The sequence below is a fragment of the Alteromonas sp. NFXS44 genome, from assembly GCF_040148705.1.
Lineage (GTDB): Bacteria > Pseudomonadota > Gammaproteobacteria > Enterobacterales > Alteromonadaceae > Alteromonas.
In genome coordinates, this window is sequence record NZ_JAGDEA010000012.1 from 486,071 (window position 1) to 508,244 (window position 22,174).

21 protein-coding genes, 1 tRNA gene and 2 pseudogenes are annotated in these 22,174 nt (G+C 46.4%); 8 read left to right on the forward strand and 16 right to left on the reverse strand.

Annotated elements, in window-relative coordinates:
- From J3369_RS19265 to J3369_RS19295, 7 genes are all read right to left on the reverse strand, one after another.
- On the reverse strand, positions 1 to 504 hold the full coding sequence (locus J3369_RS19265; protein WP_349589997.1) for a chemotaxis protein CheW: 504 nt from the start codon (positions 502 to 504) through the stop codon (positions 1 to 3).
- On the reverse strand, positions 501 to 2,330 hold the full coding sequence (locus J3369_RS19270; RefSeq protein ID WP_349589999.1) for a chemotaxis protein CheA: 1,830 nt from the start codon (positions 2,328 to 2,330) through the stop codon (positions 501 to 503). Before J3369_RS19270 ends, J3369_RS19265 begins: the two co-directional genes overlap by 4 nt.
- Before the next feature lie 24 nt (positions 2,331 to 2,354).
- Complete coding sequence (locus J3369_RS19275; RefSeq protein ID WP_119502839.1) at positions 2,355 to 2,720, reverse strand: response regulator; 366 nt, start codon at positions 2,718 to 2,720, stop codon at positions 2,355 to 2,357.
- Between the two features lie 411 nt (positions 2,721 to 3,131).
- Entirely contained in the window at positions 3,132 to 4,487 is a 1,356-nt protein-coding gene (locus tag J3369_RS19280; protein WP_349590001.1) for a hypothetical protein, read from the reverse strand.
- Positions 4,488 to 4,610: 123 nt separating this feature from the next.
- Complete coding sequence (locus J3369_RS19285; protein WP_349590003.1) at positions 4,611 to 4,907, reverse strand: hypothetical protein; 297 nt, start codon at positions 4,905 to 4,907, stop codon at positions 4,611 to 4,613.
- A gap of 92 nt (positions 4,908 to 4,999) precedes the next feature.
- Positions 5,000 to 6,355, reverse strand: a complete 1,356-nt coding sequence (locus J3369_RS19290) for a hypothetical protein (protein ID WP_349590005.1) — start codon at positions 6,353 to 6,355, stop codon at positions 5,000 to 5,002.
- 84 nt (positions 6,356 to 6,439) lie between these two features.
- Positions 6,440 to 9,730, reverse strand: a complete 3,291-nt coding sequence (locus tag J3369_RS19295) for a S41 family peptidase (RefSeq protein WP_349591085.1) — start codon at positions 9,728 to 9,730, stop codon at positions 6,440 to 6,442.
- A 113-nt stretch (positions 9,731 to 9,843) separates the two neighbouring features.
- Between J3369_RS19295 and J3369_RS19300 the strand changes: the two genes are divergently transcribed.
- Complete coding sequence (locus J3369_RS19300; RefSeq protein ID WP_349590008.1) at positions 9,844 to 10,587, forward strand: sulfite exporter TauE/SafE family protein; 744 nt, start codon at positions 9,844 to 9,846, stop codon at positions 10,585 to 10,587.
- Positions 10,588 to 10,591: 4 nt separating this feature from the next.
- Here J3369_RS19300 and J3369_RS19305 read toward each other — a convergent pair whose 3' ends face one another.
- Positions 10,592 to 10,834, reverse strand: coding sequence for a DUF2798 domain-containing protein (locus tag J3369_RS19305; RefSeq protein WP_349590010.1), 243 nt, complete (start codon positions 10,832 to 10,834; stop codon positions 10,592 to 10,594).
- Between J3369_RS19305 and J3369_RS19310 the strand changes: the two genes are divergently transcribed.
- From J3369_RS19310 to J3369_RS19325, 4 genes are all read left to right on the forward strand, one after another.
- On the forward strand, positions 10,826 to 11,086 hold the full coding sequence (locus J3369_RS19310) for a hypothetical protein (protein WP_349590012.1): 261 nt from the start codon (positions 10,826 to 10,828) through the stop codon (positions 11,084 to 11,086). The genes J3369_RS19305 and J3369_RS19310 overlap by 9 nt on opposite strands.
- 340 nt (positions 11,087 to 11,426) lie before the next feature.
- Positions 11,427 to 11,852 carry a hypothetical protein gene (locus J3369_RS19315; RefSeq protein WP_349590015.1) on the forward strand — a complete coding sequence of 142 codons (426 nt, stop codon included), beginning with the start codon at positions 11,427 to 11,429 and terminating at the stop codon, positions 11,850 to 11,852.
- A gap of 1,232 nt (positions 11,853 to 13,084) precedes the next feature.
- Positions 13,085 to 13,348 (forward strand): hypothetical protein, encoded by a 264-nt coding sequence (locus J3369_RS19320; RefSeq protein ID WP_349590018.1) that lies wholly within the window; start codon positions 13,085 to 13,087, stop codon positions 13,346 to 13,348.
- 158 nt (positions 13,349 to 13,506) lie between these two features.
- Positions 13,507 to 13,896, forward strand: a complete 390-nt coding sequence (locus J3369_RS19325; RefSeq protein WP_502877493.1) for a DUF2787 family protein — start codon at positions 13,507 to 13,509, stop codon at positions 13,894 to 13,896.
- Here J3369_RS19325 and J3369_RS19330 read toward each other — a convergent pair.
- On the reverse strand, positions 13,830 to 14,216 hold the full coding sequence (locus tag J3369_RS19330) for a RidA family protein (protein WP_349590021.1): 387 nt from the start codon (positions 14,214 to 14,216) through the stop codon (positions 13,830 to 13,832). The two genes, J3369_RS19325 and J3369_RS19330, sit on opposite strands and share 67 nt — an antisense overlap.
- A 59-nt stretch (positions 14,217 to 14,275) precedes the next feature.
- On the reverse strand, positions 14,276 to 15,706 hold the full coding sequence (locus J3369_RS19335) for an MFS transporter (RefSeq protein WP_349590024.1): 1,431 nt from the start codon (positions 15,704 to 15,706) through the stop codon (positions 14,276 to 14,278).
- Positions 15,707 to 15,801: 95 nt separating this feature from the next.
- Between J3369_RS19335 and J3369_RS19340 the strand changes: the two genes are divergently transcribed.
- Positions 15,802 to 16,242, forward strand: coding sequence for a helix-turn-helix domain-containing protein (locus J3369_RS19340; protein WP_349590027.1), 441 nt, complete (start codon positions 15,802 to 15,804; stop codon positions 16,240 to 16,242).
- Positions 16,243 to 16,271: 29 nt separating this feature from the next.
- Here the strand turns inward: J3369_RS19340 and J3369_RS19345 are convergent, their stop codons facing one another.
- From J3369_RS19345 to J3369_RS19355, 3 genes and pseudogenes are all read right to left on the reverse strand, one after another.
- A complete protein-coding gene (locus J3369_RS19345; protein WP_349590029.1) occupies positions 16,272 to 16,784 on the reverse strand; it encodes a hypothetical protein in 513 nt (170 codons plus the stop codon).
- 183 nt (positions 16,785 to 16,967) lie between these two features.
- Positions 16,968 to 17,918, reverse strand: a pseudogene (locus tag J3369_RS19350) (IS30 family transposase).
- A gap of 8 nt (positions 17,919 to 17,926) precedes the next feature.
- Positions 17,927 to 19,005: pseudogene (locus J3369_RS19355) on the reverse strand (IS3 family transposase); the annotation flags it as partial.
- Between the two features lie 39 nt (positions 19,006 to 19,044).
- On the opposite strand from J3369_RS19355, the gene J3369_RS19360 reads away from it, so the two are divergent.
- Complete coding sequence (locus J3369_RS19360) at positions 19,045 to 19,455, forward strand: tyrosine-type recombinase/integrase (RefSeq protein ID WP_349590031.1); 411 nt, start codon at positions 19,045 to 19,047, stop codon at positions 19,453 to 19,455.
- Positions 19,456 to 19,545: 90 nt separating this feature from the next.
- On the opposite strand, the gene J3369_RS19365 is transcribed toward J3369_RS19360, so the two are convergent.
- The 3 genes from J3369_RS19365 to mutY all read right to left on the reverse strand — a co-directional run bounded on the left by J3369_RS19365 (position 19,546) and on the right by mutY (position 21,319).
- Positions 19,546 to 19,621 (reverse strand) — tRNA-Phe (locus tag J3369_RS19365).
- A 337-nt stretch (positions 19,622 to 19,958) separates the two neighbouring features.
- Positions 19,959 to 20,231 carry an oxidative damage protection protein gene (locus J3369_RS19370; RefSeq protein WP_119502842.1) on the reverse strand — a complete coding sequence of 91 codons (273 nt, stop codon included), beginning with the start codon at positions 20,229 to 20,231 and terminating at the stop codon, positions 19,959 to 19,961.
- A 47-nt stretch (positions 20,232 to 20,278) separates the two neighbouring features.
- Complete coding sequence (mutY, locus tag J3369_RS19375) at positions 20,279 to 21,319, reverse strand: A/G-specific adenine glycosylase (protein WP_349590035.1); 1,041 nt, start codon at positions 21,317 to 21,319, stop codon at positions 20,279 to 20,281.
- A gap of 80 nt (positions 21,320 to 21,399) precedes the next feature.
- On the opposite strand from mutY, the gene J3369_RS19380 reads away from it, so the two are divergent.
- A complete protein-coding gene (locus J3369_RS19380; protein WP_349590038.1) occupies positions 21,400 to 22,095 on the forward strand; it encodes an alpha/beta fold hydrolase in 696 nt (231 codons plus the stop codon).
- Positions 22,096 to 22,174 lie beyond the last annotated feature (79 nt).

Below are 22,174 nucleotides of genomic sequence, written 5' to 3' on the forward strand. Positions count from 1 at the left end.
TTACTCTCCTACACTCGCCTGACCGACTTCCACCAGCCCAAGTTCATTGCTGTTAATTAAACTTTCAATATTGACAAGAATGACCATGGTTTCGTCCACATCCGCCAAGCCATGTAAATACCGACTATCAAACGCCACGCCAAACTCCGGAGGTGGCAACATTTCTTCTTCACTTAAACGGATAACATCAGATACACCGTCAACCACAACACCCACTATGCGCTCATCCACATTCAACATAATGACAATGGTGAATTCGTTGTAAGTGGCTTCGCCCACATTGAACTTAATGCGCAGGTCAACCACAGGCACAATATCGCCCCGCAGGTTCATGACCCCTTTTATAAAGTCAGGAGCATTAGCGATTTTCGTTACCTGCTCGTAACCTCTGATTTCCTTCACGGTGGTGATGTCCAGCGCGTAGTGCTCCTCACCTAAAACAAAACTGAGAAATTCACGATCATCTCCGGCCATCACCGACTGTTGTACGGCGGCTTCGCTCATACACATAACTCCTCTTCTGCGGGCAGTTGACAATGTTCTGCCACGGCATCTGCATCCAGTATCATAGCCACGGTGCCATCCCCCATAATTGTTGCTCCTGCCAGACCGGGGATTTTCCGGTAATGGCGTTCCAGACTCTTAATCACCACCTGCTGCTGACCTAAAATGGAGTCAACCTGAATGCCGTAGCGTTTTTTGCTACTTTCCACCAGTACAACAATGCCTTGAGTAGCCGACGTGACGGCATCATCGATATCCATCATTTGGTGCAGTGCCACCATTGGCCAGTACTGTTCTCTGATCCACAGCAGTTTTTCATTCCGGATATTTTTCAGTTCGTTAGGTTTTGGTTGGAATGACTCAATTATATTTAGTAGAGGAATCACAAAAATGCGACTTCCAACTTTCACACACATGCCATCAAGAATGGCTAAAGTAAGGGGTAACTGGATGTAAAACCCTGATCCTTCTCCAGTTTTTGAAATTATCTCAATTCTTCCGCCAATCGACTCAATATTTCGTCTGACTACGTCCATACCGACTCCCCGGCCACTGACATCAGTCACTTCCGCAGCTGTAGAAAAACCGGGTTCGAAAATCAGATTCCACACATCACTGTCTGGCATGTCGTCACTGAATGGCAGACCATTTTGTCGTGCTTTGTCCAGAATGCGCTCACGGTTAAGACCGGCACCGTCGTCTGTAATACCGATGACGATATTGCCGCCTTTTTGCTCCGCACTCAGAGTCACCGTACCCGCCTCTGGTTTACCGGCTGCCTTGCGGACCTCCGGGGATTCCACACCGTGATCAATACTGTTGCGCACTAAGTGGGTAAGCGGATCCACCAGCTTTTCAATCAAACTCTTGTCAATTTCGGTATGCTCACCTTCCATCACCAGATTGACCTGCTTACCTAACTTTTTAGACAAGTCACGAACAACCCGGGGGAAGCGGCTGAAGGTCATATTTACAGGCAACATCCGCATGGACATCACCGATTCCTGAATTTCCCGTGTATTGCGTTGCAACTCGGTGATTACATGTTGCAACCGGTCGCTTGCCTGTCCGTCCACTTCACTGCCCACCATCGAGAGCATTGACTGGGTGATCACAAGCTCTCCCACCAGATTCACTAATCCATCGATCTTGGTAGTATCTACGCGGATAGAAGCGTTCTCTTTGGCCGGTGAGGCTTTCGCCGGTACTTTCGGTTTCACTGCGACGGCCGCCGGAACAGGGTCTGGCTGCCCGGACGCTTTGGCATCTGCCGCAACGTCTGTGGTGTTGGCAGAAGGGGTTTCATCTGCGCTTTCTGCAACAACAGGTAATTCATCTTCATCATCAAAAAAGCCGAAATCGAACCCTTCACCGTCATCACCGGATTCAGAGGATGCCGCCGGCTGGCTGGCCTGACTGCTATTTTCTCCCTGACTCCCGCTCCCAAGGACGGTTTCCAGTTCAGCAATACGGGCAGAAATATTGTCGTCGGGAGTATCAGTTCCTGCTTTGTAAGCTTCGAGGGTTTCCTTCAGTACATCTGTGGAGGAAAGCAGTAAGTCCACGGATTCTGTAGTGAGTGGCATAAGGTGTTTGCGGGCCTGGTCGAGCAGGTTTTCCATGACATGGGTCAGACGGGTAAGTGCGTCGAAACCAAAAATACCGCTGCCGCCTTTAATGGAGTGGGCAGCGCGGAATATGCTGTTCAGTTCTTCATCATCAGGGGCAGACACATCAATTTCCAGTAAGATGCGTTCCATTTCCTGCAAGTGTTCGTCGCTTTCGTCGAAAAAGACAGTATGAAACTGCCCAACATCAATGGACATTTTACGCTCCCGTGAAGCATAGAATCAGCTGGCCAACTTATTAATAACTGTCACGAGTTTATTGGGGTCAAAGGGCTTAACCATCCAGCCGGTAGCACCGGCTGCACGCCCTTTTGCTTTCATGTCATCACCGGCTTCGGTGGTTAACATGACGATAGGAACGCGTTGGAATGCCGGTTTGCCTCTGAGCGCTTTAATCAGTGTCAGTCCGTCCATGCGTGGCATGTTCTGGTCTGTAAGCACAACATCAAATGCGGAACCGGAACACATATCCAGTGCATGCTGACCGTCTTCGGCTAATGTCACTTCGAAGTTAGCCGCACGCAATGTCATTTCCACCATTTGTCTGATCGAAACGGAATCATCTACAACTAAAACCCGTGTACTCACCTGATTACTCCTCACTATTCGGTGTTGGCATTAAACCGGACAGAAAGTGATCGGTGATGCCAATAAACGTAGTACACAGTATGAACAAGATCCAAATTCGCGAAATTATACTTTCGGTTATTTGGCGACAATAAGCACTTTTAACGACATTTGCGACACTGATAGTACAAGCATTAAATTTTGACTATAAATTAATCACTTAACATTGAAACAAGAATGAGTCGCAGGCGAGAAGTTACTGAAATTGTCAGTGAAATCAGCAGCAAACATACATAGTTATACATTTATATAACTGAAAAGTAAGTAGATGCCACTGAATATTGAAGGCGTATACAACCAGCTGATGTCACGCCTGTGTGTTCAACTGCGTCCTGAGTAGAGGACGCAGAGCGTTGTTCGGGCGTGGGTACGTTAAAAAATACGCATTTCCATGCTGTACACCTGCTCTTTGCCGTTTATTTCTGACATAAAGACTTTATACAGATAATCAGGCGCTTCCACTTCGATAACATCATTCATTACGAAACTGTCTTCGCCCACCGCAGATAAGGCATCGTTTTTTGATTGCCCTTTGAAGAACTGCGCAAAGCGCCAGTGATGAGTTTGGGTGTATTTATTCTGAATAAAGTCAGGGCTGACATTCACCTTACTGACATTCCGGCCAATGACTTCTACCAGCGTCCAGGGGTTTATTAACACATACCCTTTGCCAAATCGCCGGTTCGTCCAGCCAATTTTTTCACCGGGCAGTGCGGAGATATCCAGACTTTCCCCGTTGTCGTCCCGATTTGTAAAGTCATCCAGAAATGCCACAGCCTCATTGTTTTCCTGCCAGGTAAATTCAGGTAACGACGCCATCACTTTTTCATTGCGCAATACAAAACCGGTAGCTTCCCGCTCTACGTCTTTCTGATCGTTCACCAGATAGGTTTCGCCGATGAGCGTAAGGGTAATATCTCCCTGTCTGAAAGACATTTGCTGTTTGCCTGAATAACTCTCTCCCTTCCCGATGCCATTAATTGACCACTTACGGTAGTCGAAGCGATCATCAAAAAAGAAAAAATTGGTCAGTTCATTACCAAAGAATGCTGAGCCGAACCGGGCTTCTGCCACGATACCGTCTTTCAGGGTAATCCAGTGCGAGCGTCCATAGGCAAGCATTGTCCAGTGCTCATCCTGCCTGAACGTAAAAGAAGGCGTTCCGAACAACGCTTCTACTTTTTCCTGCTTATCACCGGGTTTGATGCCATACATGCCCTGCCCGATACTGATTTCAGTGTTTTGAGGCAATGGCGGGGTTTTATCATCGGAGGCGTCAAACGCCGGCGCTGAGATCGTTTGTCTGGCGCGGATGACATTCATGCCGAATTGTTTGAATCCGTCCGGAGTAAACGGGGTCAGATCACCATCAACATATTCACTGCCATCTTTGCATTCAGATAACAACTGGGCCGTTACCCTTAACATGCCACGGTCATAGCTGGTTTGCTGAAATTTTGTCCGTAATACCGCCACACCCTGTGCATCGACATCAAGGGCTTCGTAAAACAAATCGTCCCTTGCCTCGGCCATCATTTCTTTATGCGCGGCATCGCTGATTTTGTCACCACGCACATAAGACATCACACTTACCACAGTGGTATCGAGTACATCGTAATCACATGTCGGGTAATACTTGAGGAATTCCGGCTCCTTGCCGGTAGCATTGGCAGACAAACTCCCTGTCAGTAAGGCCAGAAATGTTGCTACGAAAGTATTTGTTTTCATGACACACTCCATGTTTGTACGACAATTATAACAACACTAACTGGCCAAAAAGCAAACTAAAGTATAAAGCTGATGTCACGCCCGTGTATTCAACCGCGTCCTGAGTAGCTGCCGCAGCGCGTTTTACAGCCGTTCGATTGTAGGGATGTCGTAGTAAATATCCGGAGACAGCTCTTTTAGCTCAGTGAGGGATTTTTTTCGTGCGGTCCGCTCGCTGACTGTTTCACCAAAAACAGCCAAATGCTCTTCTTCGATGATTTGCGAAATATCAGAATGGCTGGCAATTCCTAGCAGTTTTGCTGCCTGAATAAGGCCTTCGGTCCGGTGCTTTTGCACGTCGTCCGGCTTGCCTGACAAAGTATTGCGGAAACTCAGAATAAGTTGCTCCCGGCAATACCCCAAAAATTCGTCGTGTCTCATCAGCGTACCTTTTTCATCGTTTGCGATTAAGCACGATAATGGATCTGCAAAAAGAACTCAAAAGCCACTACACCAATCAAGCAGGGCATACGTTAAAAAATACGCATTTCCATACTGTACACCTGCTCTCTGCCGTTTATTTCTGACATATAGACTTTATACAGATAATCAGGCGCTTCCACTTCGATAACATCATATATAACGAAGCTGTTTTCACCGGCGGCGGACAGAGCGTCAGCTTTCGGTTGCCCTTTGTAAAATTGTGCGAAATGCCAGTTGTGAGAGTCTGTATATTCACTTTGAATGAAATCAGGGCTGACGTTGACCTTGCTGACATTCTGTCCTACGACTTCCACCAGCGTCCAGGGGTTTATCAGCACATATCCTTTTCCGGATTGCCGGCTCGTCCAGCCAATCTTCTCGCCGGGCAGTGCAGAAATATCTAAACTCCCGGTTTCTCTGTCCTGCGCTGTGTATTCATTCAGATATTCAACGGCCTCATTGCTTTTCTGCCAGGTAAACTCAGGTAACGCTGCCATCAGTTCTTCATCGCGCAATACAAAACCGGTAGCTTCCTGCTCTTCGTCCTGTTGATTGTTCACCAGATAAGTTTCGCCGGTGAGCGTAAGCGTTATACTTCCCTGCCTGAAAATCTGTTGTTTTTTGCCGGTGTAAATGTCTCCCTTCCCGATGCTATTAATTGACCACTTACGGTAGTCGAAGCGATCATCAAAGAAGAAAAAGTTGGTCAGTTCATTCCCAAAGAATGGTGAGCCGAATCGGGCCTCTGCCACGATGCCGTCTTTCAGGGTAATCCAGTGTGAGCGGCCATAGGCAAGCATTGTCCAGTGCTCATCCTGTCTGAACGTAAAGGAAGGAGTACCAAAAATGTCTTTCACCTTTTCTGACGAGTCACCGGGTTTGATGCCGTACATGCCCTCAGCGATACTCACGACGGTATTTTCTGGCAGTGCAGGCGTTATTACTTCGCCGGCACCGAACGCATCGAGGGTAATGGTTCGTTCAGAGCGTATAACTTTCATGCTGAACTGTTTGTGTCCGTTTGGTGTGAGTGGAGTCACATCACCTTCATTATAATCGCTGCCGTCCTTGCACCCGGATAACAGCTCTGCGGTCACCCTCATTTTGCCGCGATTATTATTGATCTGATTAAATTTGGCTTTTAGTAACACGATCCCCCGGGCATCGACCTCCAGCGCCTTGTTAAACAAATCATCACGGGCATCCGCCATCATGTCGTTGTGCGCAGCCTCGCTGACCACATTGCCATGCACAAATGACATAACAACAGCCACACCGGTATCAATAATTTCGTAATCACACGTCGGGTAATACTTGAGGAATTCCGGCTCATTGCCAGTGGCATCGACAGACAAACTCCCTGTCAGTAAGGCCAGAAATGTTGCTACGAAAATATTTGTTTTCATGACACACTCCATGTTTGTACGACAATTATAACAACACTAACTGACCAAAAAGCAAACTGAAAATATAAACCTGATGTAGCCCCGTTACGGCCGGATATCATGCGCCGGCGTGCGGACATCCGGGAGTGTCTCCCCTTCCAGCGGGTTTACCGGATTCAGTTTTATCTGCTCTTTTAAATAGCGGATTGCAGCGTCCAGTTGAGCGTCTTTTCCATTGAATGTTGCATAAGGAAGATTATCGACTTCCCTGTCCGGACTGATCCCCCGCCCTTCAGTTATCCAGCGCCCGTCTGCAGCAAATACAGGAAATTCAGCCACCCGCGCCATACCATTATCGGCAACGCAGTTGCGTCCGGTAAGCCACACACCGGCACCTGCAGTCTGCTTGCCGATAACCGGAGCCAGGCGCATTGCTTTTACTCCGGCAGTGAAAGTTTCGCCATCTGAATAGGTAAACTGATCGGCCAGTACCACAAGGTGACCACGGAAGGTTTGCTGCATGTTTGTGCCCACGCTACCGGTAGGATACTGCCAGAACATCCATACCCGCCGGAGCAGTTTCTCTAGGATCATGCTGTCTACGTTACCACCGCGATTACGCCTGACATCAATGATTAAGCCATCCTTTTTATACTGGGCATAGAACTCCCGTGCAAACGACGCCACATCATTCCCCCCCATTGCATAGAGGTGCAGATAGCCGATGTCAGCATCTTCCTGATTCACTTTTTCGCTGTTCGCCATTACCCAGTCACGGTAGCGCTGTGCAAAATCTGTATTCACATCTGTCGGGGTAACAACGGTTCTCACTACTTCCCCACCCCGTTTCAGTGTCAGCAACACTTGCTTACCGGCGGTGTTCATGAGCGCCCGTACTACGTCTGCGCGGGTTTGTGTTTCACGGCCATTTACCGCAAGGACTATGTCGCCTTCTTTCGCATCGGTACCCGGCTTTGCCAGAGGTGGAGCTTCTGCCGGAATTTCACTGTCGTAACGGTAAATGTGGGAAAGCAGTACACCATCAGCGGTGTCTTCAAGGATACCGCCCGGCATGGCCGCTTTGGCTGCATTTTTATCAGCCGGCATTTCACCGCCCCGCACCTGACTGTGTAACGCATTGAGCTCTCCCATCATCTGGGCAAAAACGTCATTCAGTTCACTCCGGTGTGTTACACGTGCAAGCAGCGGAGCGTATTTCTTTTCTACCTGTTTCCAGTCGAGCCCCCGCATCGCCGGATCGAACAGTGACTCCCTGTGCATCAGCCAGGCATCATGGAACATCTGCGCCCATTCCTGCTGCGGCGTAATGCGCATTTGCCAGCCTGCTGTATCGAGTTGCTTACCTGACAAGTCTTTCGGAAAACTGGTACTGGCAGGCACGATATACATGTGCTTATTGCCCTTACCCTGTTTGTGCACAAACAGGGACTTTCCGTCTGCGGATAAAGCGTAACCTGCCACACCGGAGGTCACCGCCTTCAGCTTACTGTCGTGCTTAATTGCCATCCCTTTCAGCACGGCTGCGCTGCCACTTTGTTCCGTTACAAATAAGGTTGAGTCAGTCATAGTCAGATGACCATAGTTAGCCGGACTGACTGGCACCTGCCAGAGTCTCGAAGTCAGGCCATCCCATGTCACAACGGAGCCGTACTGCTCACCTTCCAACTCTGTCCCCGATTCATCTTTTTCTGAGCCTTTAACTTTACGGTTCAGCTCGGTTGGCGCGGCAAAACTGAAATCACCGTTACCGGTAAGATCAAGAGCAAAAATTTGTGTCGGTTTGTCAAAGGCGGTCCCCATGGCACGGTCGCCCCAGGGATTCGACGGTGAAGCAACAAAATGCCGGTCAGACAGAAAATAAAGCCACTGACTGTCTGCACTGAACGCCGGAGAGTAAGACTGGTATTTATCCGATGTCACTTCCATCCCCCGTTTTTCAGCCATGGCATACAGATAAATACTGTTGCGCTCGTTGCCTAAAATATTACGGCTGACTGCAAGCAGTTTACTGTCTGCAGACCACACCAGGTCCGGGGTGGCAAACAATCCGTCACTGTCGTCCAGTACCGTGGACACCGTGCTATCGGAAGTATTGAGAACCTGAACCTTTCCCTCATTGTCGTCGAAGGCAAGCCACTTACCGTCAGGTGAAAGGGATAACTGCCAGCGAAATGCATCACCATTTTTTGTGAGTTGCTCAGCCTGGTCAGAACCGTCCGCAGCAAAACGCCAGATCTCCGTTTCACCGCTGGTATCGTTTAATGCATAAACCCACTTCCCGTCATGACTGAGCAGGGCTTTCCGGCTGCGTGAATCTTCCGGCGTATCCACTTCAACCAGTCTTGAACCATCTGTTCTGGCAATAGCAATGCGGCCTCTGGCCGTCAGCACAACGGCATCACCGGATTGCGCGAAGGCCGTATTGGTAAGGAACTCAAGAGGCGCATTGTCCCAGTACTCCCGCAGGTAGGGAAAATCTGAAATCAGCTGAACCGGCACAATATCGCTGCTGCCTGATGACAAGTCTTTGAGCACTAAATCCGCACCCTGCTGGTACACAATCCGGTTGCTGTCAGCACTGGCACCGCGTACCGTCCAGTCTGCCGTTGCGGATTCTTTTCGCAGAGATTTACCGTCGGGAGTCATCGACCAGAGGCTGTCCGGGCCATCCTGGTTACTGATAAAATAAATGCGGTTGTCTGCCAGCATTGGGGTGCGTACAGAACCGTTATGGTCTGCTGTTAACCGCTCAGCCTCCTGCCCGGAATGCAGTTTCCAGCGCCAGAGTTCACCTTTCGCGCCCCCCTGGTAATAGTTTGCATTGTCGCCGGAAACCTGTAAGCCAAAACGAACAAAGTAGAGCCACTCACCTTTGTCATCAATGACCCCCTCTACTGCATCAGCGAGAGGTAAAATAGTGACCTTGCCTGAATCCGGCTCCAGCAGTTTAAGAACATAACTATTGGCTGGTCCCGTATGGCTGTTAGTGCTGTAAAGAAGCGCGCCGGATGTCGTCCACTGGTGTAATTTAACTGCCGCATTTTCGAAGGTGGCACGCTTTGCTACACCACCACTCACAGGTTTAATATAAACTTCTGTCGTGCCTTCATAGTTAGCAATAAACGCCAGTTGTGTACCATCAGGAGAAATAACCGGCTGGGTTTCTTCTGCCCGTTGGGTAGTTAACCGTGTCGCTCCGAACTGACCGCCATTCTTAGTGTTCAAATCTACAGACCAGAGATCGCCTTCAGCGTTGAATATCAGCTGGTCATTATGCAAAACCGGTTCACGGTAATACCCCGGAGCCGCCATGGCCTGCGATACAGAGAGGGCAAGCAGCACTGCTATGCCGCACGCGAGTCGTTTGCTCTTCATTCGTTTCATGGTTTGTTCCCTGTTGTAAGTGCTTTATAATTTATTTTTTCATCCCCGCCTCAACGCTGACGCTTTTATTCTTCGTCAGAGAAGTCAATCTGAGGAGCTTCTTTTTGTTTATCGAACAACTTTCGTTTACAGACATCAGTATCGTGCTGGCAATTGGCTTTATGGTCGGTCTGGCCAAGGCCGGCATCCATGGTACATCTCTGCTGTCAGTTCCCTTACTTGCCATACTGTTCGGCGGAAAAGGTTCTTCCGGTATCATGCTGCCAATGCTGATTGCCGCTGATATTTTTGCAGTCTATCACTATCACAGACACGCAAACTGGCAGTTTCTGATGAAACTGTTTCCTCCTGCGATCGCCGGAGTATTGCTTGGCACGTGGCTGGGCGACCACATCGACGACGGTATGTTCATGCGGATCATGGCGGTGATTATTTTCGTCAGTGTGGCGTTAATGCTATGGCTGGAAAAGCGAAAAGCCGAGGTGCCTGATAATACAACGTTTGCTGTGCTGACCGGTGTCATGGGGGGATTCACCACTATGGTAGGTAATCTGGCCGGTTCCGTGATGGCTGTTTACCTGCTGAGTATGCGGTTACCTAAAAATGTATTTATTGGCACTGCTGCCTGGTTTTTCCTTGTCATCAACCTGTTTAAGGTCCCTTTTCATGTTTTTGTGTGGGAGACCATCAATTGGGAAAGCCTGAAATTGAATTTGCTCGCTCTGCCACTCATCATTGCAGGGGTGTATTGCGGGATCTGGCTGGTAAAACGTATCAGTGAAGCTCACTACCGCTGGCTGGTTATCATCATGACCTTACTCGCGGCGCTGGCGTTACTGCCGGGTTAACCCTTCACCTCTGCGCAGCCACCTCTGTTGCCACAAGGCGCATAACGATGCGCCTGACTACCGGCGACACCACCATAATCACAGGAAAAGCGATGGCAAACGTCAGCGGCCAGGAATTCAGCCAGCTAATAATCAACCCGTCTGTAAAACCGATATTAATTGTTGTTACTACCAGCGACATAATGCCGGACATAAAAAAAGCCATGAATAATGCAAAAACCACCGGTGCATAGCGGGGATGAATCATAGAAGAACCTTTGAAATAAAAAACGAAGAGATGCGTGAAGCAATGCACACTATAGCACAGAGGCTGTCGCGATATTACTTTGTGATTAAAAAGCATGCTAACTTAAAAATAATGACACCACCGGAGACGGAAATGAAAACCTGGGAAGATCATAAAAAGCAAATGGCAGCTGATGAAAGACGGGAGTGGATTCTGGCTCTGGCAGTCACCGCAATTATTTTTCCATTCATTGCCGTGCTTTTCATTTTTTAGGTAAGGCACCGGAACGGATGGTATTTTCAGGTTCCGGAATCAAAAAAGCCCCGCTTACGCGAGGCTTCTAAGAATGGTGGCCAGAGGCAACACACAACCAAAATCATAAACAACTGATTTACCTAACATAAATAAAAAATAAAAAAATAAATGTTACTTTTAGTGTTACAAAAATCGCTTGTGTAAGAGTTTATGTATCATTTTTTTTGAGGAAAAAAGTGTAAAATGGGGGTGCTCTTTGAACGAAAAAAGTTCTGCCCTACCGCAGTAAGCTCGTCTTCTGAGCTACGAAGGACCTTATCAAGCGGAGACGATGCAATTTTTATACGGACATATATTTATGAGAGAAAAAGAAGAGGTTACCAAGAAGCACATTTGGAGCAGTGCACTATCTTCTCAGAAAGAAGAGTTTAGAAAGATATTAAGAATTCCGACTAACAAAGAAAAGATCTTCAATGAAGATTTCATAAAGGAAATCTCCAAGAAAAAAGAATTATATACAGCGAAATATATTAAGTCATTATCATTTTATGCATTTCCAATACTATTACTTTATTTCTCACAGTCACTCCAAAACACAGAACTAAGTTTATTTGGCCTGAAATTAAAGAACCTCTCCAACTTTAAAGAAATCATAGTTTTAGCCTTATCTTTCACTTCCCTACCAATATTTTTCTACTATTCTTACTCAAAAAAGTTAGAGATGATGATAGAGGTTTGGATAGAAGAGAATCATGAAAAAACATTAGAGCATTCGTATCAGTAAGATGACTAGATTCTCTATCATTGATATTTGAACGTCACTTTGATAACAATGAACACTTTGAACTGAATATATTTTCAAAATTCCGGCTAGGAGTAATGCTTAGCCTTATTTTTATAATTTCAATAACTCTTCTTTCTCAGTATTACTTTCTATTCTATATTTATTACGATATCTATAACCACCAAAATTATGACAAGACAGTAAGTTACTCAATTTTTTTAGTTTCTTTTTTAGCACTATTTTTCACATGGTTATTGAACATACTACAGCTGCCTACACTTTCAAGAAATTATAGGTATGATAAGAACCTAATCAATTTAAAGAAAAAACACCCAGAAAAGTATCAAGAAATCCTTGAAAGCACTTCAGAAATAAAAATTAAGCGTGAGAAAATATTTTACCGATTCCTATGTCTATTTTTTATAAACATTGCAGCCTTTTTTAGTAAAGACCTTTTCATCCGATTAGAAGATAGCAGCTCCTTAACATTTACATTTTACTTCACAACACACACAGTATTGATGATAATAACCTGTGATTACTTGAAGGAAATCAGCATATTAAATTACCTTAAACTCTATTCAAGGAAGTACAATACTGATGAAGAAAAGGGAAAAGAAGAGCTTTTAATTAAGTATATAAGATTCAAAAAATCCATTAACGTAGCAATTCCTTTCGTAATATCAGTAGGCTATTATTTGATGCTTACCTTCAGATAACTATGATATAAGGCTTTATATAATGGAAGATAATTTTTTTGAAAGCATAGCCAAAGCAGCTATGCTTCTCTAGGACTTATTTATTTAATCTCAGCTCAAAATAGTCAGCCATCTTGTTCACAAGATTTCTTGATATATAAAAATTCCGATGCTTCCCGAAAATTCTTCTGTGAAGATTTTTACTCAGGTAGTCAGCTAAACCAACATCAATCGGAACAGGCTCAAGCCTTCTGTCATCTATTGCAGGCCGTTTATAAGACGTAGTAATTGTTACGATTATACAAACAGGTACTTGGCTTAACTTCGGCCAAACGAGCCGAGCAACAGGCGTTAGCTGAACTAAAAACCTTAACGCCCGGCGATTTCGCCATCATTGCAAGACGAAAACTGTTCAGCCCAAAACAGAATCACAGACTTTCTGCTATCACACTGTTGACAGAAGAAAACCAACGCAAACAATCCAAACCCCACATGGGCTTCATTCGCCCTAACTAACCCAACGAGGTAAACAACATGACTATATCAGTATTGAGTTCGCTCAAGGGTAAGCAATGGGATGGACTCCTCCTCAACTTGAATCGTAGACCTTTTTTTGGTCAATATGGTGATGATGAGTTACCAATTTTCAAATTAGGAGAAGCCAGTAAAATTCCAGAAACTATCGCAACAGTGATTAAGGCCCTTGAAAACGGAGAACTGGACTCGTATCTACTGTCTCCGGCCAAGTCCTCGAAAAAGCCAGCAGTCGCTAAAGCTTCTCAAAAAGCGAAAGCCTAAACACTTCAACTTGCCCAAACCCTTGCAGCAACTTTCTTTACTTAAATTAGCAAATAACGCTGCGAGGGCCTTTTTAAATAGCCCGAAGGAACACATATGATTATCAGGAACTGGCGCTGCCTGTATCCAAGCAATTTGTCGACGCGCTTGAACAAGAAATAGGTGATACACCAGCGTCTACTTGCGCAGTCACGCTCAACTTTCGTGACCCTGATTACTCCGCTGAAACAGGTGGTTTTCATCCAGTAGAAATACGGTTAGAGAAACACGGTGGAACTTGGCATTTCTCCTATATCACTGATTTTACCTATGTTGGCATTGGCCCGTATGCCGAACTGGCCAAAGACCTCGACTTTGACTTTCAAGCAGGTGTGTTTCAAAACCTCCACGGCATGTATCCAATAGAAGTTGCATTGGATATTTACCAGATATGGGAAAGTAACTTTCTACCCTATTGGGAAGCGTTAAACATTTTTACCATTCAATCTTTAACCGCGGTAGCAACAATTTTAACTTTCCCATTAAATGGTAGTTTTGCGGCCTCGTAAATTGTGCGGGCAGGCCTTTTTCCTTCCGGGAATAAAGTCATGTACAACGCATCGACTGCGCTTAATTCCGTCAGGTCTGAAAACGCGATATCGATGTAAGCTATTTCACTTTTATCAAATCCAGCAGATGCTAGTGCGGCAAATACGTTGTTAAACGCCAGTGTTGCTTCTTCAGTGATTGTTCCTTTTACATAAACGCCCTCTTCGTTAATCGAAAGTTGGCCGCTGACAAAGCACATTTTTCCCACTACAACCGCATGACTTATTGGGTTGGCCCAATGAGGTAAACCGGGTCCTGATTCTATAAATGTTCGAGACATATTAAACTTCCGCGTTGTATTTTCTTAACAGTGATTTATGGCATATATGGGCCTAGTATTTAATGAAATTCAGAAGCTTTATTACTAAATAGATAAATACTGAGCAGCGAAGCACCGATAGCAACACCAGCTAATAAAAATGTTGAAGTAAAAGCGGCGCCTAACTCTTGTTGAGTTGCAATTGCTGCATTTGCATTTTTTAGTTGTGAGGCAAACACGCCAACCATCATTGAAGCTCCTGTCATCAGACCTAAATTTTTAACCAGATTAAGCACACCAGCAGCTAATCCCTTTTCCCTCTTAGTCGCACTGCTCATAACAAAAGTATGGTTCGACGCTAGAAACAGCTGGCGTCCAGGTGCCAATATGAAAAGTGCGGCTATGTAGCCATATTCACCCCATCGCACTGGTAAAAAGGCAAAACAAATCACACCAATAAACATTTGTGAAAGCCCTAACAACATAACACGCTTCACACCAATGACATCGACAAGTTTTCCTGAGGGATAGCCAGAACATGCAGCCAAGACAGGACCAACTGCCATCAGCATGCCAGCCTTTGTTACAGAAAGTCCCAAGCCATAAGTCAAATAGTAAGGCCCAACAACTAAGGTTGACATTGCTACGGCGTCAACCAAAAAGTTTGACGCTAATGTGACATTACGCAATGTGTGATGAAAAAAGGCCAGGTTGATTAATGGAAATTGCCCCTTACGCTGACTAATCAGAAAAACCATAAAAACTAAAATTGCAGATATAAATAGTACAGCGCTCGATAAGGGGGCAATAGTAGCGTGTACGGTCATTGATAACGCATACAGCAAACAAGATAACCCAAGCAACAACGTTCCGATGACATCGTACTGTTTCACCGTGCCGGTATACTTGAACCGCTCAATGGGAATCAGCGTTGAAGAAAGCGCAAGGTTAATGCCGCCCAGTGTAAACAACACCCAAAATATCGAGTGCCAGCCAAATGCATCAAGCAAGAAGCCCCCAACCACAGGCCCGAGCGCAGTTCCTATAGCGGCAGTCGAGCTCAACAATCCCATTACTGTTCCGGTTTTTGATTTTGGAAATGAGGCGCTAGCTATCGCTAATGTTTGTGACAATATAAATGTAGCGCCTAAGCCCTGTATGAATCTTGCAGTAACCAACATCCAAAAATTGAGCGACAAGGCACACATTAATGAGGCAAATGAAAAGATCCCAACGCCCAGCAACAGCAAAGGTTTCTTGCCTAAAATGTCACCCAGTACGCCTGCGCCGACAATAAAAGTCGTCACAGACACTAGGTATGCAATTACCACCCAGCTCACTGCCGAAATAGTTGTATCAAAACTGCTTGCTAATGCCGGCAACGCTATATTCGTGATACTCACCGCCAATGTTGACATGAGCATTGTAGAGATAAGGCTGGATAAAGCAGCCTTTGAAGAGCCTTCACGTTCATTACTGTGTTCATTTGAATTAACGCCGTTTTCAGACATTCCCAACTCCAGAGCAATCAGTGAGTTTGATTGCACAAACGATGTGTTTTTTGTAATGTAATACTTCAAGTTAACATTAAGTCAAGGTCGGGCTGATGTACTCAATAGACATTTCAAAACTATCAAAAAAAACAGGACTTCCAGCTTCCACCATTAGGTTTTACGAAGAGAAAAATCTTTTAAAGTCCATTGGAAGGAGTGGTTTGAAGCGGGTTTTCAATGCGAATGTTTTCGAACAACTTGAGTTTATTGCGTTAGGGCAAAGGGCTGGCTTTTCTCTTGAAGAAATACGGTCGATGTTAACAACGAAAGGTCGATTCGAAGTAAACCGGGAAAGTTTAACCGCACGAGCAAACGAAATTGCCCAACGGGTTAAGCAACTCATCGCTATACAGAGATGCCTCGAACATGCAGCAAAATGTAACGCAGAAAAACACAGCGAATGCGCCACGTTTCAAAAACTTTTAAGAATCGCTGGAAAGGACCAGGCACGAAAACATAAAACGGTTTCTTCCGCCGCAGTCAAACGTCGTTGAAGCCCGCTGACCGTGTAAACATAACTAGTTTAGGGATCAAACTTAATCATCCGGCCTTCTTGAATTTCTTTCTTAAAATCAGAACTAGTAAGGCGAAACTGAACAAACCCTTCGGTCATACAATGGGTGTCATGAATATCACCCGGCAAAAATACTCGACACTGTTTACCAGCGATTACATCCGAGCCTCTCGAAACCAGAGCCGTTTTACCGCGACTAGAGGTAATTTGCTTATACGTTGTCATGGCTATTTCTCCGGAATAAACAGCATAAAAGACCCAGCCAGCACCGTGGTTATGTGGTTGTCGATACAAGCCTTTTTCTTCGCTATGAGCCAGTAGAATAAATCCATGTTGAGGATCTCGGTATAACTCTTTTGCGGCAGGTCTTTCGTGGACTATTTCATTTAACCACGCCTCATCAGATGGTGTTGTAGTAAGATCGACTAATAGCTGCCTAACCGCCACTACGGTTTCAGTGTTTAGCCCAGACCAATGTTTAGTCACATTAGTAACGAAAGTTTCTAGCCCATTCATTTTCATATCACCACATTCATTGTAATTTCCAAATGAGCGTACAATTTAAAGCTAACTTGAGGTCAAGAGGAAAATACAATGAAGTGACTGGCCGATGTGGAAAAGCCTGACAACTTTTTTGGTTCATGATGATTAATCCCCATAAATGACACTACGCGAATTCAACTCCGAAGCGCACCACTCGCTAATTTAGGCAGCCCTGCGTAATTCATTGAATACCGTAACAGGTTGCCTGAAGCCGAGGCACTTTCTCGGTCTGGCATTTAATGCCCGCTCTATTTCACTAATTTGCCTCTCCGATACCGTCCGTAAATCGGTGCCTTTCCGGATGTACTGGCGCAGCAAACCGTTGAAGTTTTCATTCAATCCGCGTTCCCAGGATTAATACGGGTTCGCAAAGTAGATATTGGTTTTGAGCTTCTCAGCGACCAGCTCATGGTCACAGAATTCACTGCCGTTGTCCGCTGTGATTGTTCGGACATGACCTCGATATTTCCACAGCATGCCAATCATGGCTCGGGCCACGTCTGCTGCGCTTTTCGCTGGCACTTTGCGTATCAGGTACAGCTTACTTGTGCGCTCGACCAGGCTAACAATCGCGCCCGTTCCTTGCTTGCCCAGAACCGTGTCAGCTTCCCAGTCACCGAACCGTTTTTTCTTGTTCACTATAGCGGGACGGTGCTCAATGCCAACGCGATTCGGAATAATTACCCGCTTCGCACGGTCACCTTTACGATACCTTCGGTGACTCTGGCGCAGCTGTTTGTACAACCTACCGCCACGTAATTTATCACGCTGGACGTAGCGATAAATCCATTCGTGACTGACATGATGACCGATGATTTTACCTACACCAGCAATTTGCTCAGGGCTCCATTTCTCGTTCAGCCCGAACTCTACAAAGGTAATCGTCAGTTCAGATATCCTGAACTTTACGGCCTGGCTGCGGCGCTTCAGTGCCTTTGCCTGAGCGACTTCCGGCAAATAGTGGTTATCCCGTATTCTATTGCGATTTACTTCCCGGCTGATTGTGCTGTGACTCACGCTCAGACGTTTTCCGATCTCCCGGTAACTGAAACCCTCGCGTAAGTAGGCCTCAATCTGGTATCGTTGTCCCTCGATCAACTGCTTGTAACTCATTGTAGTGGTCAAGTAATTTTGGCCACATCGTTGTAGCTATTCCAATAACGTTTCTCCGATTCATTCGGTGTTAGACCACCGTTGTATGAATGCGGTCTCAGTCGGCTGTAATAGCCATGAATGTAATCACCAATCTTCTGCTTTGCTTCAGCAAAATTCCGGTAACCAGTAGTTGGAACCCATTCGGTTTTGAGACTTCTGAAAAAGCGTTCCATCGGGCTGTTATCCCAACAATTTCCCCTGCGACTCATACTTTGTGTTAAGCGATACCGCCAAATTAGCTGACGGAATTTTCGGCTCGTGTAATGACATCCCTGGTCGCTATGGAACATCACGTTTTTAGGCTTTCCCCGATACTCGAATGCCATTGTCAGAGCCTGGCAGGTCAGGTTGCTGTCCGGTGAATGACTCATTGCCCAACCTATTGGCTTGCGGGCAAACAGGTCGATAACCACAGCCAGATAAGCCCAGCGATTCCCCGTCCATATAAAGCTCACATCGCCGCACCAGACCTGATTTGGTGCTGTAACGGCGAACTGTCTATCGAGCAAATTCGGGATAGCAACGTGCTCCTGCGTCCCTTTCTTGTAAGCGTGTTTCGGTAACTGACAACTGAACAAGCTAAGCGCTTTCATGAACTTGCCGGCACGGTAACGACTTAGCGTAACGTCGTGAGACTCATCGTTCGTAATGATGTCTGATATAGTTCTCGCTCCGGCAGAACCACCGCTTAGTCGGTACGCTTCGCGTACCAGGCTGCGTAGCCGGATAGCTTCCGGCGATGGCCGCTTATCGCGCTGTTGCCAGTATTTAAATGTGCTGCGGTGGACATCCAGTACCGCACACAGATTATTTACCGAATATCGGTGCTTATTGCTCTGACTCAGTTTCTCGATTAACGAGAGTGTTTCATGGAGTCCGACATTAACAGAGCAGAAGCCTTTTTTAATATTTCCTTTTCTAATTCAAGGCGTTCAACTTGTTTCTTCAACTCGCGGATTTCTCGTTGTTCCGGCGTCATTGGCGTGGCCTGAGGCGATTTGCCATCGCGTTCTTCACGAAGCTGCCGCACCCACTTACCCAATGTATAGAGCGACAATTAACTTGAACGGTTCGCCAAACAGATATGTTGTCGCTTCGTTTCGACTCGTTTGTTGAAGATGGATTGCTCACAGGCATGAGTAAAACTCAAAAACGTACTGGGAAAAAGTACTTATTTGAATGGTCTGATCAACTTAGACTAACGCTTGAGCGGATCCAGAAGCTACCAGGAAAGGTGAAAAGTCTCTACTTGTTCAGTAACAGGAAGGGACAACCATACACCGCAGGAGGTTTTCGTGGCATTTGGCGTACTTGGATGATTAAAGCACTAGAGAAAGAGGTTTTAACCGAAAGGTTTCAAGAACGTGATATTCGTAAGAAAACGGCGAGTGACGTCGAGCTTGAGCATGCACAATTGCTCTTGGGCCATGAAAGTGTTAAAACAACTATCCGAAACTATAGATTGCTACCCATTAAGGTAAAGCCTTCTAAATAGTTTTTGGAAAAACCGGATTTATTTGGAAACTTGGGACTGGCTGGCAGATACAAAAAACCCCGCAATGTCTTGCAGGGCTTGATGTAATAATGGTGCCTCGACCCGGGATCGAACCAGGGACACGCGGATTTTCAATCCGCTGCTCTACCAACTGAGCTATCGAGGCACATAAAACTGTGCTTATTAAGCTTTGAATTTCTTTGCAAAACTTTGCAAGCAAATTCCAAGTGCTTAGCGACTTACTTCTCAATATAACTCAATGAGTTAGCAAATTGAAGAAGCGAAAAGCTTCGTATTTTCAATCCGCTGCTCTACCAACTGAGCTATCTGGGCGAAACTTGGTAGCTAGAAGACTTTTTAAAGCCTGTCCTGCTGTGGGTGCGTATTAAACGGATTTCCGTGCTTCAAGTCAACCGTTTTTCTGCATATTTTTTTCAACTGCGCATTAGTTGCGCAATTCAGAGAAAAAAACAGCAACCCGTGCATTTTTCAGCCGTTTAACACTACTTCTTCGGGGGGACGTAGCCTTCGATGGTCGGCTCAATCCCTTCGAACAAAAAGGCCTCCATCTTTTCTTCCAGGAACTTTCTGTCTGTGGGTTCCATCATATTCAGCTTTTGTTCGTTGATCAGCATGGTTTGCTTTTTCTGCCATGCGGCAAAGGCTTCTTTAGAAATATTGTCAAAAATACGCTTTCCCAGTTCGCCGGGATAAAGCTGAAAATCCAGTCCGTCTGCGTCTTTATTCAGATGCTGGCAAAATACTTGTCTGCTCATGGTGTCTCCTTAAGGCGGGCTGACAAACCCGCGAATGTGGGCATAGTCTAAAGGAATTGTTTTATTTGCGAGATAATTTTTTGCGTGGGTGCTGCCGTACCCACGCCCAGAGGCTCATCAAGATTAAACCAGCGCTGATTATTTTCCTCAACCCGCTGCGGCTCAATGCCGTCAGCCAGAATCAACCAGGGCTGAATATCCAGATGAAAATGACTGAAGGTATGCCTGAAAGGCTCAAGCGCTTTCATTTCGCCCACACTCACCGGTAACTCACCTGTCAGTTCTGTGACCGCTTTATCTGTTTCTATAAATCCGTACAATCCGCCCCAGAGACCGGCAGGAGGACGCTGCGCCATTAACACACTGCCGTGATAAAGCACTGCTACCATAGACGTGGTACGCACAGGCAATACTTTCTTTGGCTTTTTACCTGGAAACTCTCCTTGCCGCCCCTGCGCATAGGCCAGGCAATCTGTTTGCAACGGACACGCATCACAACGGGGCTTTGAACGGGTACATATCATGGCTCCCAAGTCCATCATGGCCTGAGTGTAGTGATTACACCGTTGCTCAGGGGTATTCGCAGCGGCATATTCCCATAGTTGATTCTCTACCGGCTTTTGTCCCGGCCATCCTTCCACGGCATAGCACCGGGCCAGTACCCGTTTAACATTGCCATCAAGGATTGGATGATTCTGACCGCAAGCGATAGACAGTACAGCGCCGGCAGTAGAACGGCCGATGCCGGGTAAAGCGACAACCTCATCAAGGGTCGCCGGAAACTGACCTTTATACTGCCCGGCGATAATACCTGCCGCTTTATGAAGATTACGGGCTCTGGCGTAGTACCCCAACCCCGTCCAGTGATCCAGAACAGCATCCTGCGATGCATCTGCCAGGTCATTTACCGTAGGAAAACTGTCCATAAAGCGCTGGTAATAAGGGATGACAGTTGAAACCTGCGTTTGCTGAAGCATGATTTCCGACACCCAAACCCCGTAGGGCGTAATATTCTGCTGCCAGGGAAGATGTTTACGGCCATGCACATCGAACCAGTCCAGTACACGTTCTGAGAATTGCTTTGTCATTTAGGCTATTTATTCACTCTTTCTGCTACCCCGCTATGATAACATGCCGCGCTGAATACCAAAGTTAAGCAGGTGTAAGCGTGTCACTTCCTACATTATTTCTTCCGGGCACATTGTGTGATGAAAGAGTCTGGTTGCCGGTATGGCAGAAACTGCAGGTTCATCAGCGTCGATACGTACCTCTGCAGTGGGCCTCTTCCATGGATGAGATGCTGGCTTTGACCACCGACCGTGTTCTGGCAGGTGAAAAAGTGCACCTTGCCGGCTTTTCCATGGGCGGTTATATTGCTGCGCGCTGGGCAATTGACAACCCTGACAGCGTGGCATCACTGACGATGATCGCCAGCTCTCCTTACGGTTTAACTGCAGAAGAAGAAAAACGCCGTGCCCAATTGGTCACTATGTTGAAAAAAGGCAGTTTCAAACCTGACAGCCCGGCCTACATTACCCGCTTTGTTCACCCTGACCACCAGAAAAACCCCGCTGTAGCCGGTGTAGTGCAGGACATGGGAAAAGATCTCGGTGCGGCCACCTTACTGGCTCACACACAAGCGACCACGCCAAGACCAGCGCTGACAGACAAACTGAAAGCCTGCTCCTTCCCTGTTCATATCATTGCCGCCGCTGACGATCAGGTAGTCACAGCCGGTGTACTTAAAGACGCCGCAGAAACGATTCCTTCAGCCACATACACGCCGGTTCCCGGCGCCGGCCACATGTGTCTTTTAGAGCAACCGGACACTGTGAGCCGTATTTTACAGTCGATTGTGGACTAATCCGGCGGATTTCACAGCAGTACCACAGTAATTGCAGTAAAATTAACCACTCTATATTGCAATCACCCGGGCAGCGGGC